This is a genomic window from Roseibium sp. AWQ4_290 (assembly GCF_056160985.1).
Window position 1 is genome coordinate 131,108 of record NZ_JBSWYG010000004.1, and the last position, 21,479, is coordinate 152,586.

The following is a 21,479-nucleotide window of genomic DNA, read 5'->3' on the forward strand; positions in this document are numbered from 1 at the left end:
CATATAGGTGCATAAGGGTGAGTTCGGATTATACGACCCGCAGGACGCCAAGAGCAGCTGCGGGGTTGGTTTCATCACACGCAAGGACGGTGTCCAGACCCATGACGTCCTTGAGCTGGCCCATGAGGCCCTGTGTGCGGTCCCCCATCGCGGCGGCATGTCGTCAGAAGGGGTTGGCGATGGCGCTGGTGTGTCGATTGATCTGTCCGAACCGTTTTTCCGCCAGCTGACCGGCCGGGACACGCTCACACCCGGCACATTCGGCGTTGGCAATTTCTTTCTGCCCAACGATCCTGCCGAATATCCGGCGGCGGAAGCCCTTGTGGAGACCGTGCTGCAATTGCATGGGTTTGAGGTGATCCTGACGCGGGATGTGCCGGTGGACAATGCCGCCCTGCGCCCGCGCGCCGTGCCCTATCAGCTGCCGATCCGGCAATGGGTTTTCGTGTCTGCTGACGAGCGCACGCCTGTGATCTGCGACAAAACCGTGCACCAGGCCCTGCTTGCGATTGAGGCCAAGGCCTATACGGATGCCGCGCTGGACGGGCTTTATCCGCTGTCGCTCAGTGCCCGCACGCAAGTGTTCAAGGGGCGGCTGAATTCCTATGAGCTGGTACCCTATTTTACCGACTTGCGCGACCCGGCGCACAAGGTCCACACCCTGTTTTTCCATACCCGGTTTTCCACAAACACCGATCCCCATCCAAGCATGGCGCAGCCGTTCCGCCTGATGGCGCATAATGGGGAACTCAATACGGACAAGAAGAACCGGCTGTCGGAAGCGGCCGTTGCGAGCGCGAAAAACGCCAGCATCATCCGCCCGCGTGGCCAGTCGGACAGTTGCCGTCTGGACCAGACCCTGCAGGGCCGTGTGCTGCAGGACGAGCTGGATCTTGTGACCGCTGTGGTCTCAATGATGCCGCCCGCCTGGGAAAACGATCCTTCGCTTTCCGCGGATGTGCGGGCAATGCTGGAATATTTCTCTCTTTATGAGGAGAAGAATGACGGCCCGGCGGCGCTGATCTTCAGCGACGGCACGATTGTCGGAGCCCGGCTGGACCGGCTGGGCCTACGCCCGTTGCGCTCCACCGAAACGGCCGAATATCTGACCGTCATGTCCGAGGCGGGGCAGATCAACTTCCCGCCGGAAGATATTTTACGGCGCGGGCGGATCGAAGCTGGCGGCATGCTCTATTATGACCATCGCGAAAAGCGCCTCTGGGAAACGCGCGACACTCTGGAACGGCTGGCGTCGGAGCGGGATTACATGGCGCTTCTGGCCGAAGCGCGGCTGAACCTTGCCGAGGAGCGGGGCGAGCCGATCAAGATCCCCGGACGGCTTGTGCCCTATGAGGGCGACCTGTCACTGCACCAGCGCTATGTTGCATATTCCCACAATCAGGAAAGCTTCCGCTTTCTCATGGACCCGATGCTGGCCACCGGGGCGGAGAAGATCTCCGCCATGGGCTATGGCGCCGCCATCAATGCCCTGTCCGACCGGGAAGGCGGCGTTGCGAAATACTTTTCCCAGCGCTTCGCCCAGGTGACCAATCCGCCGCTCGATTCCATCCGCGAAGCCGATGGCATGACCTTGCGCGTGGCGTTGGGCAGCAAACCGAGCTTTACCGGGTCGGACCACAAACAGGTGGTGATCGAAAGCCCGATCCTGTCCCGCACGGACATGAAATGGCTGCGCACCCAGACCGTGACGCCGGTCCGGGTCGCGGAAATGCTCTATTGTCCGGTGTCAGGCAACCCGGCGGCGAATGCGTCTGCCCTGAAAGCGGCGATCGATGCGCTTTGCTCAGATGTGGTAGAGCATGTGGCGGACAAGGGCGGCATCGTGATCCTGAGCGACCGCCAGGTTGCCTCCGGCCGTGCGGCCCTGCCGACGGCGCTGGTGGTCTCGGCGGTCAACCAGAAGCTGATTGAGGAAGGGCTGCGGCTCAAGGCCTCGCTGATCGTGGAAAGCGGCCAGATCTCTTCGGCCCATCATATTGCCATCGCGCTTGGGTTCGGCGCGTCTGCGGTCTATCCGCTGGCGGTCCAGCTGCGGGCGGAAGAAACCTTCCCGGAAGACGCGGACGCGGCCTTCAGGCGCTTTGCCAAGGCGGCGGAAAAGTCGCTGCTCAAGACTATGGGCAAGGTCGGCCTGTGCACGGCGGAAAGCTATATTGGCGGGGAATTTTTCGAGCCCAACTTCCTGGACACGCAGGATCCGGTTCTGAAACGCTATTTCCCCAATGTGAAGACGCCGGTGGGCGGGGTCGGCTTTGAGACGATTGCAGCCGCCGTTCATGACTGGCATGAGCGCGCGCGCACTGTCAGCGGCGAAAAGGACATTCCGCTGCTGGGCCTCTTCAAGGAGCGGGCGGAAGGGGCCGGCCATTCCTATGGCACCACCGCGGTGCGCGGCTTTGTCGACATGACCGAGGAAGCTGTGCAGCTGAATGGCAATCCGGATGCGGGGGCGGAGGACGACTATCTGCGCCTTCTGCCGGTTGACCGGCTGCAGGATGCGTTCGGGCTGGACGAAACCGCCTATACCTATACGAATTTCGACACGCTGACCCCGCAGATGATCGACGCGTTTACGGTCACTCCGGGCTACCGGGCCTTTTCGCGCATGATGGTGGAGGAGCGGGCGCGCCGCCCGGCCGCCTTGCGCGATGTTCTGGACTTTCCGGCGGATGTTTCGTTCGCGGCCTCCGCACCGGAATTTGAACGCGAGTTCCGCCGCTTTTCCCTTGCTGGAAATACGTCCTTCCAGATCCGGGGCCTGACCTGTGCCCGGGAGGCGGAGGATAGGTTCAAACTGGCCCTGACCGGGGCTGGCGGCAATGAACTGACCCGGCGCTCTGATCTGGCCGAGGCGCTTGTGCGCCGGTTTGGCGGGGCGATCCAGGGTCATTGGCTGGAAGACAGCCACCTCAAGGTGCGTGCTGAGGGCAAGGCTGCGGCCTTTTTGAGCCGGATCTGCCCTGCGCCCGATGGCATTGCCCTTCGGGAGGTCCAGCCAGCCAGCGCGATCACCCCGCTTCTGGCCAGCGGGGCCATGAGCCACGGAGCGCTGGTGGCTGCGGCCCATGAGGCGGTGGCCCATGGCACCAACATGGCGGGTGGCATGTCCAATTCCGGCGAGGGCGGGGAACATATTTCGCGCTACGGCACCATCCGCTCTTCCAAGATCAAGCAGTTTGCCTCTGGCCGCTTCGGCGTCTGGGCGGGCTATCTGGCTGACCCGAACCTGGAAGAAATCGAGATCAAGATCGGCCAGGGCGCCAAGCCGGGCGAGGGCGGGCAGCTGCCTGCGCCCAAGGTGACGGTGGAAATTGCGGCAGCCCGGGGCGGTACGCCCGGCGTGGAGCTGGTATCGCCGCCCCCCCATCACGACACCTATTCCATTGAGGATCTGGCCCAGCTCATCCATGATGCGAAAGCGGCGCGGGTGCGGGTGATCGTCAAGCTGGTGTCTTCCGAAGGCATCGGCACGATTGCGGTGGGCGTTGCCAAGGCCGGGGCCGATGTGATCAATGTGGCCGGAAACACCGGCGGCACCGGGGCGGCGGCCGTGACGAGCCTGAAATATACCGGCCGCTCCGCCGAGATCGGTATTGCCGAAGTGCATCAGGCGCTATGCGCCAACGGCATTCGCCAGAAGGTGGTGCTGCGTTGTTCCGGGGCCCATCAGACCGCCAGCGATGTGGTCAAGTCGGCCTGTCTCGGGGCGGATTCCTTTGAATTCGGCACCACCGCGCTGATGATGCTGAAATGCGTCATGGCCAAGAACTGCAATGTCAAATGTCCGGCCGGATTGACGACCAATCCGGAAGTGTTTGATGGCGATCCGCGCGCGCTTGCCCAGTATCTCTTGAACATTGCCCATGAGACCCGGGAAATCCTGGCCGGGCTCGGCCTGCCGTCTCTTAGGGCGGCGCGAGGCCGGGGCGATCTTCTGCACCTGATCGACCACGCGGCCCAGGTGGGACATCTGGATCTGACCTCCATGCTGGCCTGTGTTGAAGACAGGCAGGTTGAGGACCCGGTCTATCTGGAAAAGGACTTTCAGCTGGATGACCGCTTTGCGGAGACAGTCCGCAAGGAGCTTCTGGAAGACGGCGCACAGACCGTATGGCTGCGGCCGAACGCACAGCTGAACACCTGCAACAAGACGGTGGCCGGTCAGCTGGCCATCGACATTGAGCGCCTTTTGAACCACGAGGGCGAGGCCCTGTCCGGCAAGTTGTCTCCAGCTGTGCTGCAGGATGACCGGGGCCGCCGTTATCTGGATGCGGACACGGTGCGGATTGAGACATCGGGCGCCGCTGGCCAGTCTTTCGGCGCCTTCTGCAATGACGGCATGCGCCTCGACCACAGCGGCACCTGCAATGACGGGGTCGGCAAGAGCGCCTGTGGTGGCACCTTAATCGTGCGCTCTCCCGGCGGCGGGTCCGGGGATGCTGGCGGCAATGTCCTGATCGGCAATTTCGCCCTGTTCGGGGCCACGGGTGGTCGCACCTTTATTGAGGGGCAGGCCGGGGACCGGTTCGCAGTCCGCAATTCCGGCGCAACGGCCGTTGTTGAAGGGGTTGGCGAATTCTGCTGCGAATACATGACCAATGGTGCGGTCTTGAACATTGGCAGCTTTGGCAAGGGCTTTGCCAATGGCATGAGCGGCGGCTTTGCCTACCAGTACGATCCTTACGGTGAGCTTGGCTCCAAAGTCAGTCACGATTCGGTGGATCTGGGCGCCCTCGGCGAGGAGGCGCCGCTGGCCCGGATACATGCGGATGCGGTCCATTTCCTGTTGAGCCTTCATGCGGAGGCAACCGGCTCGGCCAAGGCCGTCTGGCTTCTGGACAACTGGGAGAGCGAGCGGCGCAATTTCGTCTACGCCATGCCGAAATCCCTGCGGCTTTATCAGGACAGTGATGCGATCCTGGCGGCCCATTCGCGCAAGGAGCTGATTGAGGAACTGAGCAGCGCGCTGGTGGCGTACCAGATGCAGAAATTCAAGACAGCCCTGAAATCCGGCGCACCGGTTCTGGACGGAGCGGTGCCCGGCTATGGCGAGACGGACACTGAGGAGATGTTTGTTCTTCTGAACAACTATCTGGTCATGTCCACGGCCCAGTCGCTTGCGCTAGGCCGGGTGCAGGGCAGTCGGAGCATTACCGACGAGGCAGTGGACAAGGCGGCCCGCAATCTCCTGCTGACGGAGGATTTTGCACTGTTGAAAAAGCTGCAGAGTGCAGCGCGCACGGCGGTCAGCGAATATGACGATCAGGAGTTGGCCGTGCTGATCGCGGACAAACGGCTGCGGGACTACAAGACCGCGCTTGCCCGCCGGAATGTCCTTTCCATGGACAGTCCGGGCACCTATGGCTGGATCCTGTTCCAGAATGCCAAGAACCGCGCGCTTGTCGGCTCCCTGCCCAGTTTCGAGGAACTGTTCGCACGGCACAGCCTTGACGACCTGATGGCCTTCACGGCCGCCCATGCGCGCTGAGACGAGACAAGAACAATGCAAATTCCCTTCATTCCGAAAGATGCCCCCTTCAACGAGGATCAGCGCTCCTGGCTGTCCGGGTTCCTGGCCGGTCTGCATTCGCGCCTGGCCCTGCAGGGACCTGCTGCTGCGGCCGCCCCGGCGGCGCAAACGGGAGCCGGGCCAGCAGAGGTGCATATCCTGTTCGGCACCCAGACCGGCAATGCGGAAACCGTTGCCATGGATGCAGCGGCCGCAGCGAAGGCCAATGGTCTGGCCCCGGTGGTCAAGGCGCTGGATGATGTTGACCTGGACGCCTTGCAGGCCATGACTGATCTGGTGGTTGTGATCTCCACTTACGGCGAAGGCGAGATGCCGGACAACGCCCAGCTGTTCTGGGACGCCCTGTCGGCTGAAAACGCGCCGCGCCTGGAAAACTTGAGTTTCGGTGTGCTGGCCCTTGGGGATACGGGCTATGACGACTTCTGCCAGGCGGGCAAATTGATCGACACGCGCCTGGAACAGCTGGGTGCCCGCCGTCTGCTGCCCCGTGTGGATTGCGATATCGATTTTGAAGATGCTGCTGCCGGCTGGATAGCTGAGGCTCTGCCGAAGCTGGCTGGCGAGCGCAAGGCCGGACCGGCCGCCGGTGGTGGTGCACCGGTGGCCGGTCCGGACGCGGGAAGCGCGGCGGCCAGGCCGAAATGGACCCGGAAGTCCCCTTATTTGGCGCAAATGCCGGTGAACCGGCTCCTGTCCGGGGACGGGTCGAGCAAGGAAATCCGTCATTTCGAGTTTGACCTCGGCACCAGCGGCATCACCTATCAGGCGGGCGATGCGCTTGGGGTGATGCCGGTCAATGACGCTGCGTTTGTTGCCAGCCTTCTGGCCTGGCTTGGGGTGGATCATGATGCGTCAGTCGAGGGAATTGACGGGCCGTTCGGCGACGCATTGCAGCACCGGCTTGAAATTGTTACGCCGTCTAAGGACCTTGTTGCCGAAGTTGAAAAGCGGGTCGGCAACGAGGAACTCAGCCACATCGTCAAACATGGGGACAAGGAAGCTCTGGAGGCCTGGCTCTGGGGCCGGGACACTCTGGATCTGCTCAATCTGCTCGCACCGCAAAGCCTGTCTGCGGGCGCATTTTCAAAGCTGCTGAAGCCGTTGCAGCACCGGGCCTATTCCATATCCTCCAGCCCTCTGGAGGTGCCGGACCGGATTCATCTGACCGTTGCCAGCGTGCGTTACCGCAGCCATGGCCGCGACCATGGCGGGGTCTGTTCCACATTCCTGGCCGATCGGGTGGAGGACAGCGGCAGCGCGGGCATCTTCCTGTCCCCCAACAACAGCTTCCGCTTGCCGCAGGACACGGACCGGCCGGTGATCATGGTCGGACCGGGCACGGGAATTGCCCCGTTCCGCGCTTTCCTGCAAGAGCGCCGTGCAGCAGGGGGCAAGGGGCCGAATTGGCTGTTCTTTGGCGATCAGCACAAGGCCCATGATTTCATCTATCAGGATGAGCTCAGCACCTTTAGCCGACAGGGCGTCCTGAACCGGCTCGATCTCGCATTTTCGCGCGACCAGGACCAGAAGGTCTATGTGCAGCACCGGATGCAGGAAAACGGCAAGGATCTTTATGCCTGGCTGGAAGAGGGGGCCTCTTTTTATGTCTGCGGTGATGCCACCCGCATGGCCAAGGATGTGGACCGGGCACTGCATCAGGTCATTGCCGAGTTTGGCGGCCATTCGCAAGACGGAGCGCAGGCTTATGTAGCCAATCTCAAGCGCGAAAAACGCTATCTCCGCGACGTTTACTGACGTCTCTATCAGTTGAGATTGGCATGACATCCGGCAGGGGAGCCGTCCTTCGTGAACAAGATGGTAAAGGGGTACAGGTTTGGGCCCAGGCTGGTGGTGGACAACGGGACCCGGCCGGAGCCCCTGTCCCGGGCGCCTCAGGACCGGTCCTGTGATCTGGCCGATCTGTTCCTGTCAGCGGGCCGGAGGGCGCGCGGGCTGGATGAGGGGATTGATCTGCTGCGGGACTGGTTGCCCGGCTTCGTGCGGGTGATCGCGACCACCTTGAACGAAGCCGCCGTCATGAGCGATCTCGGCATGTATCAAAAGCCGATGCTGGCAGGTGAAGTGCTGACCTTCGACAATAGCGGCATTGCTCTCCGGCTGCTGCCGGACGGGATCGAAACGCTGGTGGCGGTGGAAGGGGATGAGGCGCAGCGGGAGGCGCCGTCCCTGCAGGTGTTTGATGATCTGGGGCGGGCAGCGCATAAATGCTATATCGCGTCCCTGTCAGACGAACTTGCCTTTGATGTGCTCATGTATGGCACAAGGGAAAAGGATCTGGCCGCCTATCTGCCTGAGGCTTTTGGTGGCCAGCGGGAGGGAGCGCTGACTTTGCAAAGGCGCGCGCCGGAGCAAGCCTTCAGTGCCAGCGGGATCACCTCAAACCTGGATGCCTGTCTGCTGGATCAGGGCCGGGGCCGTCATGACCGGCTTGAAATCCTGGACCGGGATCAGGCCTGGCAGGTCGACCGCCAGGTCATTCCCCATATGCTGCGCTATCTGTGCGAAATGCGCCAACCCGTGACTGTTGGCGTTCCAAGCGCTGCCTGCCTGCAGCTGATATCCGGCCGTCTCGACGGCGTCACCCGCCATGGCGGTCTGATCGAACTTGCCAGCGGATCGTGCCGGATCTTCGCCGATCCGGCGCTTATCGAGACATTCTGGATCGTGCGCAGCAGGGACAGCCTGTCTCTGGAAGCCTATTCCAGATCCGGGGCCTGTGTTCTGGTGCTGGCCCAGGACCGGGCAGCTGACAGCCCGTTCAATCTGTCCTGGATGCAGATCCTCAGGTCCTTGCCGGTTCTCAGGCGCTGATCAATAGACATCCCGTTGGTAGCGGCCGGATTTGGCGAGATCGGCGAGATAGGCGTCCGCCCCGGCTGCGTCCAGATTGCCGTGCGTGGCAATGACCTTGCGCAGTGCCGTATCGACATCCTGGGCCATGCGGGAGGCATCACCGCAAATATAGATCGCAGCGCCCCGCTGCAGCCAATCGAAGAATCCAGCGCCTTCGCGTTCAATCAGATGCTGGACATAGACTTTTTCTGCCCCGTCACGGGACCAGGCAAGGCTGGTTTTTGTCAAGAGGCCGCTCGTCTGCCAGGCGCTGATATCATCCCGGTAAAGAAAGTCTGTGGCCTTGTGCTGGTCGCCGAAAAAAAGCCAGTTCTCCCCCGCCGCTCCGCGCATTTCGCGTTCTTCCAGAAAGGCCCGGAAAGGCGCAATCCCGGTGCCCGGGCCAATCATGATCAGCGGCACGCTGTCGTCTTCCGGCAGGTGGAAATGGCTGGAGCGCTGGATATAGACGCCGGCATTGCCTCCGGGGGCGAGCCGGTTGCCCAGATAGGTGGAGGCAACGCCTTTGCGCGCGGCCCCCTCCAGCTCATAATGCACTTCTCCCACCGTCAGATGAACTTCGCCCGGATGTTTTTTCGGGCTTGAGGAAATGGAATAGAGGCGCGGCTGCAACGGGCGCAGCCCGTCCACGAGCCGCTGCGGGGTCAGGCTGGACGGAGCAAGGGGCAGGAGATCGATGATCTGCGCGGCCTCAAACGGTTTTTGCGTGTTCCAGAGCTCGAGAGTCTTCGGCGGGATTGTGCTGAGATCCAGCCGGATCAGCAGGGCCGCACGCAAGCTGCTCGGACCGCTTTTGAGCTCAACCGTTTCCCGGCCTGAAAATCCGGCCGCCTCAAGCAGGGCGTCCACCTCGGCCGCATCATTGACCGGCCACAGGCCCAGGGCGTCGCCCACAACATAGTCCAGATCCTCGCCGCCGCCAGCCAGGGAAAGCTCGATATGGTTCACGGTCTTGGCGGAGCCGGGAGCATTCAGGCACCGGCAGTCCAGAAGGGTGGCGATGAAGGGGTGGTTCTTGTCAAATGCTGCTCCCGGTGCCTCGGGCTCGGCGGCCTGTGCGGCCCCAGCGGCGGATTTGAAGGGCTCTGTCTCAAACACGGCTGTCTTCCAGTCCGTATAATCATCATCATAGGCCACGTCACAGGCGGCCAGATCCTGAACCCGTGTCGCTCCCAGCTCTCCAAGGCGCCGGTCAAGATCCCGGCCTACCTGGTTGAATTTCGCATAGCTGCTGTCCCCAAGCCCGCAGACGCTGAAATGAAGGCTTTCGGGAAGGCGCGGGGCATCGTCGGCCATGAGTTTGTCGTAAAAGCTCCTGGCATTGTCCGTCGGTTCACCCTCGCCAAAGGTGGCGGCGATGATCAGCACATGATGGGCGGCGGCAAGATCTGCAGGGGAAACAGAATCCAGTTCGGCGATGGCGGCCTCAAACCCTTGGGTCCTGGCGTATTTTCTCAAGTCCTTGGACAGGGCATCCGCCGTACCCGACTGGGAGCCGAACAGGATTTGCAGGGCGGTGCCCGGTACGGCGTCATGGTCCTGTCTCGCCGCTGCATTGGTGACGGCAAACAGGCCCGTGAACATCCCGTTCAGCCATTCTCTCTGTGCCCCGTCAAAAGGTGCATCGGGCGGCAGAAAATCGGCCGGGATCTGAGGCTCTTCCTTCAATGAGGCCCCGGAGATCTTCTCCAGAAAGGCTTTGTCATGCTGGCTCATGGGCTCGGGTCTTTCCTTGACAGGGGATCAGGCGGCGAGGGCGGCGCCGTCCAGAAGGGTGGGCAGGTCTGCGTCGGAGAGGGCGCGTACAAAGTCCAGGAAGCTTGTTCCCGGAACGCGGCGCTTCAGGTAGTTGCCGATGATGGTTTCCACGAGGGCGTTGACATCCTCAGCCGGAACCGGGCCGCAAAGCGGGCGGGCAATGCCGTAATCCTGGTCGCTGCCGCCCCCGACCACCACATGAAAACCTTCGCCGCCATCGGGCAAGGTGGTGCCAACAAGGCCGATGTCGCCAATATAATGCTGGGCGCAGGAATTGGGGCAACCGGTCAGATGGATGTTGATCGGCCGGTCGAGGGTGAATTTCTGCTCCAGATGGCGCACCAGGCTGGTGCCGCTTTCCTTGGTGTGGGCAAGGCCGAGCTTGCATCCCCAGCGGCCGGTGCAGGCCACCGCCCCGGCGGCGAAGGCCGTGGCCCTGGTGGGCAGGCCGCTGGCCTCAAGCTCCTGAACCGTGGCGGCAATGTCCGCGTCTTTTACGCCCGCAATCAACAGGTTCTGCCATACGGTCAACCGGACGTCGTTGCTGCCCCTTGCCAGGGCGATCTGACCGGCAAGCCGCATCTGGTCCGGCGACAGACGGCCCATTTCCAGAGCAACACCAATGTAATTCTCACCCGCTGCCTTTTGCTTGTGGACGCCGATATGGGCCTGGCGGAGCACGGGCGGGCGTGGCAGGTCGTGCTCTGCTGACAGCGGGGTCAGCCGGAACCCGGCTTCAAGGCTGTCCAGTTTTTCCTGGGTGCGCTCCAGGAACCAGTCCAGGCCTTTGGCATCCAGAAGATATTTCAGCCGGGCCTTTTTGCGGTTGGTCCTGTCCGCATGTTCAACAAACACATGCAGCATGGCCGTGCCTGCCAGAACGCTTTCCTCCGGTGTGCAGATCAGGCCCGTGTCCCGCGCCAGATCCCGGTGGCCCGAAATGCCGCCCAATAGGATCCGGCAATAGACGCCCGGCTCCAGCCCCCGGTCATTGGCGGCCACCTTGATGGCCTGGAAACAGATATCGTTGGAATCGCTGACGGTGGAAATGGTGCCGCCGCCGTCGAAGGAAATGTTGAACTTGCGCGGCAGGCCTTGCAGCTCCCGCGTGTTGAGCACCCGGTTGGATAGCCGGATCGCATATGGCGCAAGATCGATCAGCTCCTGCGGATCGAAGCCGGCCGTGGGGGAGGCGGTCATGTTGCGTGCGGAATCGGCACCCGAGCCATGGCAGGACAGGCCCGCCTGGTCCAGGGCGTACATGACATTGAGCACATCTTTCGGCTGGATTTCCCGCAGCTGAAAATTGCCCCGCGTTGTCACATGGGCATAGCCGCCCGCATAGGTCTCGGCGATTTCCGCGAGCGCGACCAGTTGATCACCGCGCAATTTGCAAGCCGGCAGACGCAGGCGAACCATGTATCCTGGGCTGTTGGGTTCCACGTTGAAAAAGCCCCAATGGCGCAGAAGAAACTGGTCCAGCCCGGTCGCCATTTCATTGCGGTCTGTCCAGCGTTCAATCCGCGCCCTCAGATCCAGCGGATGAAGATTGAACTTGGCGACTTCTTCCTTGCACAGATCCTCCAGGGGAGTGCCATAGACAGTCTCCGTGACATTGCCATTGCCGGTGGCAGGGCCGGCCTGAAACGCCTTGTCCAGGCCGAACTTGGCGACGATGTCTGCCAGGTAGGCGAGTTGCTCCTCGCTGAACCCGCGTTTTTCGACAGGCGCATGCATTTCTCTCTCTCCCTGCGTCCTTTTAAACTGACTTTGCGGAGGCGGGCCCAGTGGGTCCCGGGCCCCGCGATTACCAGGCGTTGTATTGCAGGTACTTGCCGCTCATCTCGACCTTGACCCGGTCGCCTTTCGGGTGCGGGACCTTCTCCACACTCATGTCGAAATCGATGGCTGACATGATGCCGTCGCCGAATTTTTCATGGATGAGCGCCTTAATGGTGGGGCCGTAGACGCCGACGATCTCATAAAGGCGGTATATGCACGGGTCGGTCGGAACGGTCTGTTCCCAGATCTTGGTGGGGCTTTCCTGCAGGATCAGCGCGGCTTCCTGGGGCAGGCCGAGGGCCTGCGTCAGGGCAAGGGCCTTGTCCTCGGGCATGGCGTTCATGCCCATGGCGGCCGAATGGGTCCAGACCGGGGACATGCCGATCTGCTCTGCAAGGCCTTCCCAGGTCAGACCTGCCTGGCGCTTGGCCGACAGGATCAAGGTGGTGATGTCTTCGCGTGTGAGGGGGGACATTCGGATCTCCTATTTTGGGGGGAAAAGGTGAAAGAAAAGGGCGAGGCACAGGACCGCCAGGCCGGCGCTGAGAAGCTGCCAGAACAGGACCGGGTTGCGGCTCAGAAGCGGTCTGGCATGTTCTGACTGGAACTGCGGGTTGGGGCGGCGCAGGTCTTCCAGAAAGGCGCTCAACGCTTCATAGCGCTTGCCGGGTACTGGATGGAGGGCCTTGGCCAGTGCCCCGTCGACCCAGTCGGGCACACGCGCTGTCAAGGCGGCAGCGGGCCGGTAGGTCAGTCTTGACTGGGCTTTGGGCGTGTCTGCGCGGGCAACAGAGCTGCCATAAGGCAGCTGTCCGGTCAGAATTTCATAGGCAATGACGGCGAGGGAAAACTGGTCGCTGAGGGCGGTGCCCAGATAGCCCAGAAAAAGCTCCGGCGCGGAATATTGGTGGGTGCCCAGGATCTCTGCCCGGTTGAGCGATGGGGCTGCTTCCATGACGCCGGCGATCCGTACGGAGCCAAAATCGATAATCTTCAGCGTTCCGGCCGCATCGATCATGATGTTTTCAGGCCTCAGGTCCTGATGCACCATGTCTTTGCGGTGAAACGCGCGCAGTCCCTTTGCGATCTGTTCAAGAAGCCCGCGCACGGTTTCCAGATCCGGATGGGGATGATCCGTCATCCACTGGCGCAGGGTTTGCCCTTCGATGAATTCGGTGGCCACAAAGAGCGTTTGTTTGGGCTGGCGCTGGGGGGCCGCCTTGAGGACATGGGGGGATGACAGCCGCCGGGCAATCCAGTCTTCCAGGGTGAGACGGCGCAGATAGCCCGGGTCTTCGCGCAGATCCTGGGAAGGGAATTTCAGCACGGCCTTGTGGCCGCTTTCTGGATCTTCGGCCAGAACGATATGGCTGCGGCTGGTGGCCTGCAGCAGCCTTAGCAGCCGGTAACCCTCATGGGTGCCCGGTACGCGGGGAAGGGGTGCGGGCGGCAGACCGGCCTCGCCGGTAAGCATGTCTTCTAGGCCCGCATCGGGCAGGCTGACGACCCTGATAATCTGAATGGTCAGATTGTCGGTGCTGCCCGCTGCCATGGCCTCTTCGGCAATCAACCGTGCGGCCGTTTCCGGATCGGGCATCTGGGAGACGGCTTTTGCCAGATGGGCCGGGGAGAGCACCTCATGAATGCCATCGGTGGTCAAAATGAACACATCCCCCGGCCGCAGATCGAGAGCGCGGGAGTCGATGTCCAGGGCTTGTGACAGGCCAAGGGCCCGGTTGAGCGTGTGGTCGCAGGCCGACAGCTGGAGCCTGTGATCTTCCGTAAGGCATTCCAGGCTCTGCCCGGCGAGACGCCAGATCCGGCTGTCACCGATATGGAACAGATGCGCCTGCCGCCCCTTCAGAACGAGGGCGGAAAAGGTTGTGACATAGCCCTTGTCGGGTGTGGCGGCCTGCTTCGTCTGGCTGTGGAGCCAGGAATTTGCGGCGCGGATCACCTTGGAGGCGGCGGTGCGAACGCTCCAGGCATCGGACGTGCAGTAGTAATCTGTCAGGAAGGATTTGACTGCTGTTTCAGCGGCAATATGTGCCACCGGACTGCTGGAAATCCCGTCGGCCAAGGCAACCGCGATGCCCTTGTGCACGAGCGTCTGGTCTTCCGGCACCACGGCCCCGTGGAAATCCTGATTGGCAGGTTTCACGCCGGCCGAGGAAAACTGCCCCAGTTGGACCTTCAAATGGTGCGCCAGTGGTTTCATCGGGCCCGGTGTGCTGGTGTCATGAAAAAGGCTCCCGCCGGCTTGCGGCGGGAGCCGGACGGAACGGCTTATTCGGCCGGGGTTGCCGCCGGGGTTTCATAGCCGGCATTGCGCTTGGGAGAGGTCTTGTAATGGGTGGCGTAGATCATGCCGCCGACAAAGGTCAGACCGCCCACAAGGTTCCCCAGGATCACAGGCGCTTCGTTGTAGACGATGTAGTCGAACCACGTGAAATCACCGCCGAGCATGATGCCGGACGGGAACAGGAACATGTTGACGATGGAGTGTTCGAAGCCGAGATAGAAGAACACCAGGATCGGCATCCACATGGCCATGATCTTGCCGGAGACGGAGGTGGACATCATGGCCGCGACCACTCCGGTGGACACCATCCAGTTGCACATCACCGCCCGGATGAAGACTGTCAGAAGACCGGCCCAGCCGGCAGCCGCATAGCCGACCGTGCGGGCCTCCCCGATAACGCCGATCTTCTGGCCGACGGCATTTGGCTCCTGACTGAAGCCCATGGTGAAGATCACGGCCATGAAGATGGCGGTGGTCATGGCACCTGCGAAATTGCCAAGGAAGACCAGGCCCCAGTTGCGCAACATGCCGCTGACCGTGACCCCCGGCCGTTTGGCCCACAGGGCCAGGGGCACCAGGGTGAACACCCCGGTCAGAAGGTCGAACCCCAGCAGATAGAGCATGCAGAATCCCACGGGAAACAGCAAAGAGGCAATCAGGAAGTTGCCCGTATTGACTGCGATCGTGACCGCAAAGGCAGCGGCGAGCGCCAGAATGGCCCCGGCCATATAGGCCCGGATCAGGGTGTCTTTGGTGGACATGAACACCTTGGCTTCGCCGGCCTCGATCATCTTCGTGGCGAATTCCTGTGGTGAGACATATGACATGGAACGTCCTTTCAAGAAGTTGTCCAGGCGCGCAGCCTTGGGAGGACCTGGGACCGGCAGGAAACTGGGCCCGGGAAGGAAATGGCAGTGGTGGATGAGTGCCGGCACGTCTTTGACCGCTTGGACCGCATCCGGGCGCGTGTGCCCAAGACACAGCGCGGCATGACCAGTGCAAAAACTTTTCGGGCGCAGGAGTATGCGGCGCTCAGACGATCCGCCCCGCCACGGCGCAAAAGGGGCGCGGGCGGAGCGAAACACTCATGGCAACACTGCCATTGCGTCCGCCGTTGGACGCAGTATTGATCGGGTTTCAACCGGATATTACTAAAGCAGAAACCGTGCCAGATCAGGAGTTTTGAGAAATTTTAATGAAATCAGAGTGTTAAAATTCTGAACAGTGCGTTTGCCTGGTGCTGCGGGTGAGTGTGCTTAGAAATTAGTCAGGCACCTGCACAAGGAATGCGTCTTTGAGGCGGTGCGGTGCGCTTTGACCCTTCTGAGGGCGCCGCCTTTAGAGGCTGTGTATGTTTGGAAAGACGCTTCTGCCGTCAGCGGGCGTAGCGGACCGGGAGGATGACGACGGCTGGACCGGCGAAGCGGTCGGCGCGCAAGGTGCCATAGGGGGCCGCGGCAAAGCTGGAGGCGACAAACCGGTTCCCCGGCATTATCACGTTTTTCAAAGCGCGCTGGTTCGGATGGCTCAGAAGCGCGAAAGCCTTGTGCCGGGTGGTGCCTGCGCCGGAGAGAAGCGCAGGTTCCGACTTGTCCGGAAGACGGGCAAAGCCGGCCATGGGATCAAGGATCTCTTCACTTGGAATGCGGCCGGACAGGGACGGCTGGCGGCTTGCACCGCGGGCCGGTTCGGAGGCTGCGCCGGGGCGGACTGCGGCTTCGGAGCGGTTAAGGGAAGCGGCCGGGCGCAAAGCGCTGGTCAGGCTGGCCGGTATGGCAGAAGCCGAGGCATAGGCCAGGGTTGTTTCGGGCCGGGGGGCCGGGGCCGGTGAGGGTGTGCCAGCGCCTGTGGCCGCAGCAATGGCGGCCACCGGATCATTAGCCGGTGGGGTGCGGGGCACCGGAACGGATCCGGCCGCAGCATTCGTAATGCCAAGCTCGGCGGCGGCAAGCTTGGCCGCATCGCTCAGGCCATGTTTCGGTTTCAGCGCTGGGGCGGCAGCAATCTGGAAGCGGCTGTCAATGGCCTCGTTCGGCGTTGCTGGATTGGCCACCGGCTGGGGCCGGAAGACCGGCTGGCCGTTTTCCAGGGCAAAACGCTGGGCATCAAGTGTATTGGCCGCAGGTGTGGAGCCGACCGTTGCAGGTGGTGTCGGTCCGGGCGGTGTAAGCCGTGTCCCGGCCGGAACCGGGGACTGGGCTTGCGCACCCGTCGTATCCGCACTGGCCACCACAAGTTGTGCGGGGGGGACGGGAGACGCCCCGCTGGCCAGCACTTTCCTGGCCGGTACCGGAGGGTTGTCGAAGGTTAGAGAAGCATCTGCAGTCTGTGCCGGGGCCGCATTCCCCACGGCTCCGGCCCGGTTCGCCTGGTTCCGGTCCCGGGTCTGGCCGCCGCCAAAGAGACCGGCAAAGAGATTGCCACCTGCCGGCTGTTTGGTCTCTTTCCGTTTTGCGGTCCGTGGTGCGGGCGCAGCCGGGGTGCTGGAGGCCGGACTGGAGAGAATCGGTTTGCCCGGCGCGGTCAGGCTCTGGTCGCGGGTGCTGGGAGCGTTGCTGCTCGGTCTCGGCCTGCTGTCGGCAACCAGCGTCGGCTTGGAGGTGCGGCGCTTCCCGGATTTGGATTCTGCCAAAGCGATCTTGTAGCCTTTCAACGGCTTGCCGTCAGAGGGAATGTGCAAGGTCTTGCCGTCGGGAAACACTTTGGCCAGCTGGGACCGGCTCATTTTCGGCCAGTGGCGCACGCTGCCGGTGTCCATGTGAACAAATGGCGAGCCGGAGCGTGGGTAATAGCCGACACCTCCCACTTGCTTGCGCAGGCCCGTGGCCCGCAGCTTGGCCAGATTGACGCCGGGAATGTAGAAATCCATTGCCTTGCCAAGCGTGTGCTGGCTGTTCCTGGCCACGCCGCGCGAGCGCTTGCGCAGCATGTTGTTGGTGGCCGGAGACCGGTAGCTGGAGACGACGTAGATATAGTCCTTGGCACGCACTTGCTGGTAGACTTCCCATACGAGGTCGAGCAGTTCCGGATCGATCTTGATGATCTCGTTGCGGCGCCAGTCCCTCAAGAACCGGTTGGCTTCCCGAAGGCCTGCCGGCAGATAGCGGCCGTTCTTCTTGAACGTGATGGAGACCCGTTCCTTGGTATGGGTATTGTAAAGCTTGAGGGTGCGGGTTTCGGCAACAGCCGCCGTGATAAAACACGCGGACATGATCACGATCAGGCCCGCAGCTTTGGCCGCGCGCCACATCCAACCGACGACGCTGAAATCAACTAAGCGGTTCTGCAATCTTTGTCTCGCCGTTTTGATGGCTTTCACCCATCCTGTGCTCCCCAGCAGGAGCAACAGTCTAATCTGTGCAAGTTAAGAAGTTTTTACCCTATTTTCGCGCGCTTGATAAATGTGACAAAATTACAACTCGCAAGGCGCACGTCTCAAAAACCTTCCCCAGCGTTGGATAGGGGCAGAATACGTCAAAAAATCGTCGTGTTTGCCTTATGGGCAGGATTTCCCCGTCCGTCAGGACACAGGGCTCACGCTGCCGCGTTTTTGTCGCCATCCTCCAGGCCATATTCCTTCAGCTTGCGGTAAAGTGTGGACCGGCCAATGCCAAGGCGCTTGGCGACTTCTGTCATGCGGCCGGAATAGTGATTGATTGCAGCGCGAATCAATTCTTCTTCCACATCGTTGAGCTTGCGCACATGGCCTTCCCGGTCGAGATTGCGCATGAAGCCGAAGGGCGCACCGCCTTCGAACCCTGCCTGGGGCGCTGGATGGGGCTGCGACGCGGTGGGGGCAGGGGGCTGGGCCATCTCCGTGTGGGAGGTCCCTGTCCGGGCGGCAGCCTGCGCTTGAGCTGCCTGGGGCTGGGCTGCCTGATGCGAAGCCGCCTGATGTGATGGGGGTGTTTGGGTTGCGGCCGGGCTCTGGACCTCGGGTCCAGGACTGCCGGAAGACTGAAAGCCCGGGGTCTGGTGGCCGCCCAGAGGCTGGTCGGCGGCGGCGGCAATCTGCGGAAAATCGTTTACCGTCAGCTGGGCGCCATCGCACAGGACAACAGCCCGGAAGACTGCATTTTCAAGCTGGCGGATGTTGCCTGGCCAGTGATAGGCCTGCAAAAGGGCCAAGGTGTCCGGGGCAACACCGGCCACCTGGGGCTTGCCTTCTTCGGCCGCAAAACGGGCCAGGAAATGCCGGGTGAGGGCGGGAATGTCTTCGCGCCGGTCCCGCAGGGGCGGGATCCAGATCGGAAACACGTTCAGCCGGTAATAAAGGTCTTCACGGAAGACGCCTTCCTTGACCTGATCGATCAGGCGCCGGTTGGTGGCTGAAATCAGGCGGAAATCCACCTTGACCGGACGGCGGGCGCCAATCGGGTCGATTTCGTTTTCCTGCAGGGCACGCAGCAGCTTTACCTGTACGTCCTGTGGAAGTTCCCCGACCTCATCCAGAAACAGGGTGCCGCCATGGGCTTCCTGGAACTTGCCGACATGCTTGTCGACCGCACCGGTAAAGGCGCCTTTCTCGTGGCCGAACAGGATGGATTCCACCAGATTTTCGGCAATGGCGCCGCAATTCACCGCCACAAGCGGCTTGGACCGGCGGTCGCTGGAGCCCTGAATGGCGCTGGCGATCATTTCCTTGCCGACGCCGCTTTCCCCTTCGATCAGGATCGGGATGTTGGAGGCGGCGGCCCTCTTGCCTAGATCGATCACCCGCTCCATGGCGGCGGAATGGGTGATGATATCGGCAAAGGTCAGCGTGCCGGAGGCTTGTTTGCGGAACCGGGTGATCTCGTCCTCAAGGGCCGAAGTTTTCAAAAGATTGCGGATGGAGACATTCAGCCGTTCCGGCGCGACCGGCTTGACCACGAAGTCCTGAGCGCCCGCATTCATGACGCTGACCACCGTGTCGATGCCGCCATGGGCGGTCTGCACGATCACCGGCGTGGCTGTCTTGTTGGCGCGCAGCTGCTCCAGCACACCGAGCCCGTCCAGTTCCGGCATCACCATGTCCAGAATGATCAGGTCGATTTCGCTGGCTTCCGGCCCGCTCATGATGCGCATGGCCTCAAGGCCATTTTCCGCTGTTTTCGAGCGATAGCCGAATTTACGCACTGCTTCTTCCAGAAGCCGGCGCTGGATTGGATCATCGTCAACAATAAGGATTTTGCCGTTTGTCGCTTGCATGGGCTGGATCAATTCGCTTCAAAATGTCTCGTTTCGACGCAGTATGGTCGCACTTGGGTAAATAAATCGTCCAAGGCCGGTTAAAAAAATCGGTTTTCAGAATTGCGCGGTCCTTGCCGCCCGTCCTATCTAAAACAAAGACTAAACGTGTTCCTTGCCCCTTGGGCAATCTGCCACCGGAGTGAACAATGCCCCTGCCGCGTCCCGTCCATGCGCCCGATACCACTGCTGCCTCTGATCTGGGCGCTCTGCCGGAATGGGACCTGAGTGATCTTTACCCGGCCCTGGACGCGCCGGAAGTGGCCCAGGACCTGAAAGAGAGCCTTGACCGGGCCAAGACGTTCGAAGCCTCCTACAAGGGGCGGCTCGCCGAGATGGCGGAAAGCAATATTCCGGCTCTGATCACTGCTATCCGCGCCTATGAGGATCTCGAAGAACTTATGGGCAAACTGATTTCCTTTGCCGGTCTCGTCTATGCCGGGAACACAATCGATCCGGCGGCGCAGAAATTTTATGGGGATGTGCAGGAGCAGATCACCACGGCCAGTTCCCATCTTCTGTTCTTCACTCTGGAATTGAATACGGTGGAGGACGGACTGATCGAGGCGGCTCTCAATAATGAGCAGCTGGACCGCTACAGGCCCTGGATCGAGGATCTTCGCAAGGGCAAACCCTATCAGCTGGAAGACCGGGTCGAGCAACTCTTTCACGAAAAGTCGGTAACCGGCAGCAACGCCTGGAACCGACTGTTCGACGAGACCATGGCCTCACTGACCTTTGATGTGAACGGCGAAAATCTTGCGATCGAGCCGACGCTCAATCTTCTGGTCGATCCGGCGCCGGACAAACGCCAGTCCGCTTTTGAGGCGCTGCGGCGGACGTTTTCGGACAATCTGGGCACCTTCACACTGATCACGAATACTCTGGCCAAGGACAAGGAAATCTCCGACCGCTGGCGGAATTTCAAGGATATCGCCGACAGCCGCCATCTGGCCAACCGGGTCGAGCGGGAGGTGGTTGATGCGCTGGTGGCCGCCGTCCGGGAGGCTTATCCGCGCCTGTCACACCGCTATTACAAACTGAAGGCCGGCTGGCTGGGCAAGGATCAGCTGAACAGCTGGGACCGGAACGCGCCGCTGCCCGATGCGGACACACGGGTCATCCCCTGGGACGAGGCGAAGGACACGGTGCTGTCTGCCTATCACACTTTCTCCCCCGACATGGCGGAGATTGCGGGCCGCTTTTTCGACAAGGGCTGGATCGATGCTCCGGCACGCTCTGGCAAGGCGCCAGGCGCCTTTGCGCATCCCACCGTGCCGTGCGCGCATCCCTATGTGCTGGTCAATTATCAGGGCAAGACCCGGGATGTGATGACGCTTGCCCATGAATTGGGCCACGGGGTGCATCAGGTGCTGGCAGGCCACAATGGCCCCCTGATGGCGCCAACACCGTTGACCCTTGCAGAGACCGCCAGCGTCTTTGGCGAAATGCTTACTTTCAAGTCGCTTCTGGCCAAGGCCGCAGATCCGCGCACCCGCAAGATCATGCTGGCGTCCAAGGCCGAGGACATGATCAACACGGTGGTGCGCCAGATCGCCTTTTACAGCTTTGAGCGCAAGGTCCATACCGAGCGTCGCAATGGGGAGCTGACCGCTGACAAGATCGGCGAATTGTGGATGTCCGTTCAGGGCGAAAGCCTGGGTCCGGCGATCAGGTTGAACGAAGGTTATGAGACTTTCTGGACCTATATCCCGCATTTCATCCACTCGCCCTTCTATGTCTATGCCTATGCCTTTGGGGATTGTCTGGTGAACTCCCTGTTTGCGGTATACGAGGATGCGGAGACCGGGTTTCAGGAGAAATATTTCGATCTGCTGAAGGCGGGCGGCACCAAGCACCATTCGGATCTGCTGGCGCCCTTCGGCCTGAGTGCGACCGATCCGGATTTCTGGAAAAAGGGTCTGGCGGTGATCGAGCGGATTATTGACGAGCTGGAAGAGCTTGACCGGGCCTGACCGGGAC

The 21,479-nt window shown here is 61.6% G+C and carries 11 protein-coding genes; 4 read left to right on the plus strand and 7 right to left on the minus strand.

Annotation, left to right across the window (positions count from 1 at the left end; all coding sequences use genetic code 11):
- Positions 1-7 precede the first annotated feature (7 nt).
- Genes ACXAH0_RS05660 through ACXAH0_RS05670 form a run of 3 tightly spaced genes read left to right on the plus strand, consistent with a single transcriptional unit; the run spans position 8 to position 8,383 of the window.
- Positions 8-5,509 (plus strand): glutamate synthase-related protein, encoded by a 5,502-nt coding sequence (locus tag ACXAH0_RS05660; RefSeq protein WP_475189648.1) that lies wholly within the window; start codon positions 8-10, stop codon positions 5,507-5,509.
- Between the two features lie 15 nt (positions 5,510-5,524).
- Positions 5,525-7,306: a diflavin oxidoreductase gene (locus ACXAH0_RS05665; protein WP_475189652.1), complete on the plus strand. Its 1,782-nt coding sequence runs from the start codon at positions 5,525-5,527 to the stop codon at positions 7,304-7,306.
- A 60-nt stretch (positions 7,307-7,366) separates the two neighbouring features.
- Entirely contained in the window at positions 7,367-8,383 is a 1,017-nt protein-coding gene (locus ACXAH0_RS05670) for a ChuX/HutX family heme-like substrate-binding protein (RefSeq protein ID WP_475189769.1), read from the plus strand.
- On the opposite strand, the gene ACXAH0_RS05675 is transcribed toward ACXAH0_RS05670, so the two are convergent.
- The 7 genes from ACXAH0_RS05675 to ACXAH0_RS05705 all read right to left on the minus strand — a co-directional run bounded on the left by ACXAH0_RS05675 (position 8,384) and on the right by ACXAH0_RS05705 (position 19,457).
- Entirely contained in the window at positions 8,384-10,141 is a 1,758-nt protein-coding gene (locus ACXAH0_RS05675) for a diflavin oxidoreductase (RefSeq protein WP_475189654.1), read from the minus strand.
- Between the two features lie 27 nt (positions 10,142-10,168).
- Positions 10,169-11,920 (minus strand): NirA family protein, encoded by a 1,752-nt coding sequence (locus ACXAH0_RS05680; protein WP_475189656.1) that lies wholly within the window; start codon positions 11,918-11,920, stop codon positions 10,169-10,171.
- A 70-nt stretch (positions 11,921-11,990) separates the two neighbouring features.
- Positions 11,991-12,440 carry a cyanase gene (cynS, locus tag ACXAH0_RS05685; protein WP_475173559.1) on the minus strand — a complete coding sequence of 150 codons (450 nt, stop codon included), beginning with the start codon at positions 12,438-12,440 and terminating at the stop codon, positions 11,991-11,993.
- A 9-nt stretch (positions 12,441-12,449) separates the two neighbouring features.
- Entirely contained in the window at positions 12,450-14,183 is a 1,734-nt protein-coding gene (locus ACXAH0_RS05690) for a bifunctional protein-serine/threonine kinase/phosphatase (protein ID WP_475189660.1), read from the minus strand.
- Positions 14,184-14,251: 68 nt separating this feature from the next.
- Complete coding sequence (locus tag ACXAH0_RS05695; protein WP_475173563.1) at positions 14,252-15,094, minus strand: formate/nitrite transporter family protein; 843 nt, start codon at positions 15,092-15,094, stop codon at positions 14,252-14,254.
- Between the two features lie 548 nt (positions 15,095-15,642).
- Positions 15,643-17,478: a peptidoglycan L,D-endopeptidase MepK gene (locus ACXAH0_RS05700; RefSeq protein ID WP_475189771.1), complete on the minus strand. Its 1,836-nt coding sequence runs from the start codon at positions 17,476-17,478 to the stop codon at positions 15,643-15,645.
- A 323-nt stretch (positions 17,479-17,801) separates the two neighbouring features.
- The gene (locus ACXAH0_RS05705) at positions 17,802-19,457 is read right to left on the minus strand and encodes a sigma-54-dependent transcriptional regulator (RefSeq protein WP_475173565.1); all 1,656 of its coding nucleotides are present in this window, start codon (positions 19,455-19,457) and stop codon (positions 17,802-17,804) included.
- Between the two features lie 188 nt (positions 19,458-19,645).
- On the opposite strand from ACXAH0_RS05705, the gene ACXAH0_RS05710 reads away from it, so the two are divergent.
- The gene (locus ACXAH0_RS05710; protein ID WP_475189663.1) at positions 19,646-21,472 is read left to right on the plus strand and encodes a M3 family oligoendopeptidase; all 1,827 of its coding nucleotides are present in this window, start codon (positions 19,646-19,648) and stop codon (positions 21,470-21,472) included.
- Positions 21,473-21,479 lie beyond the last annotated feature (7 nt).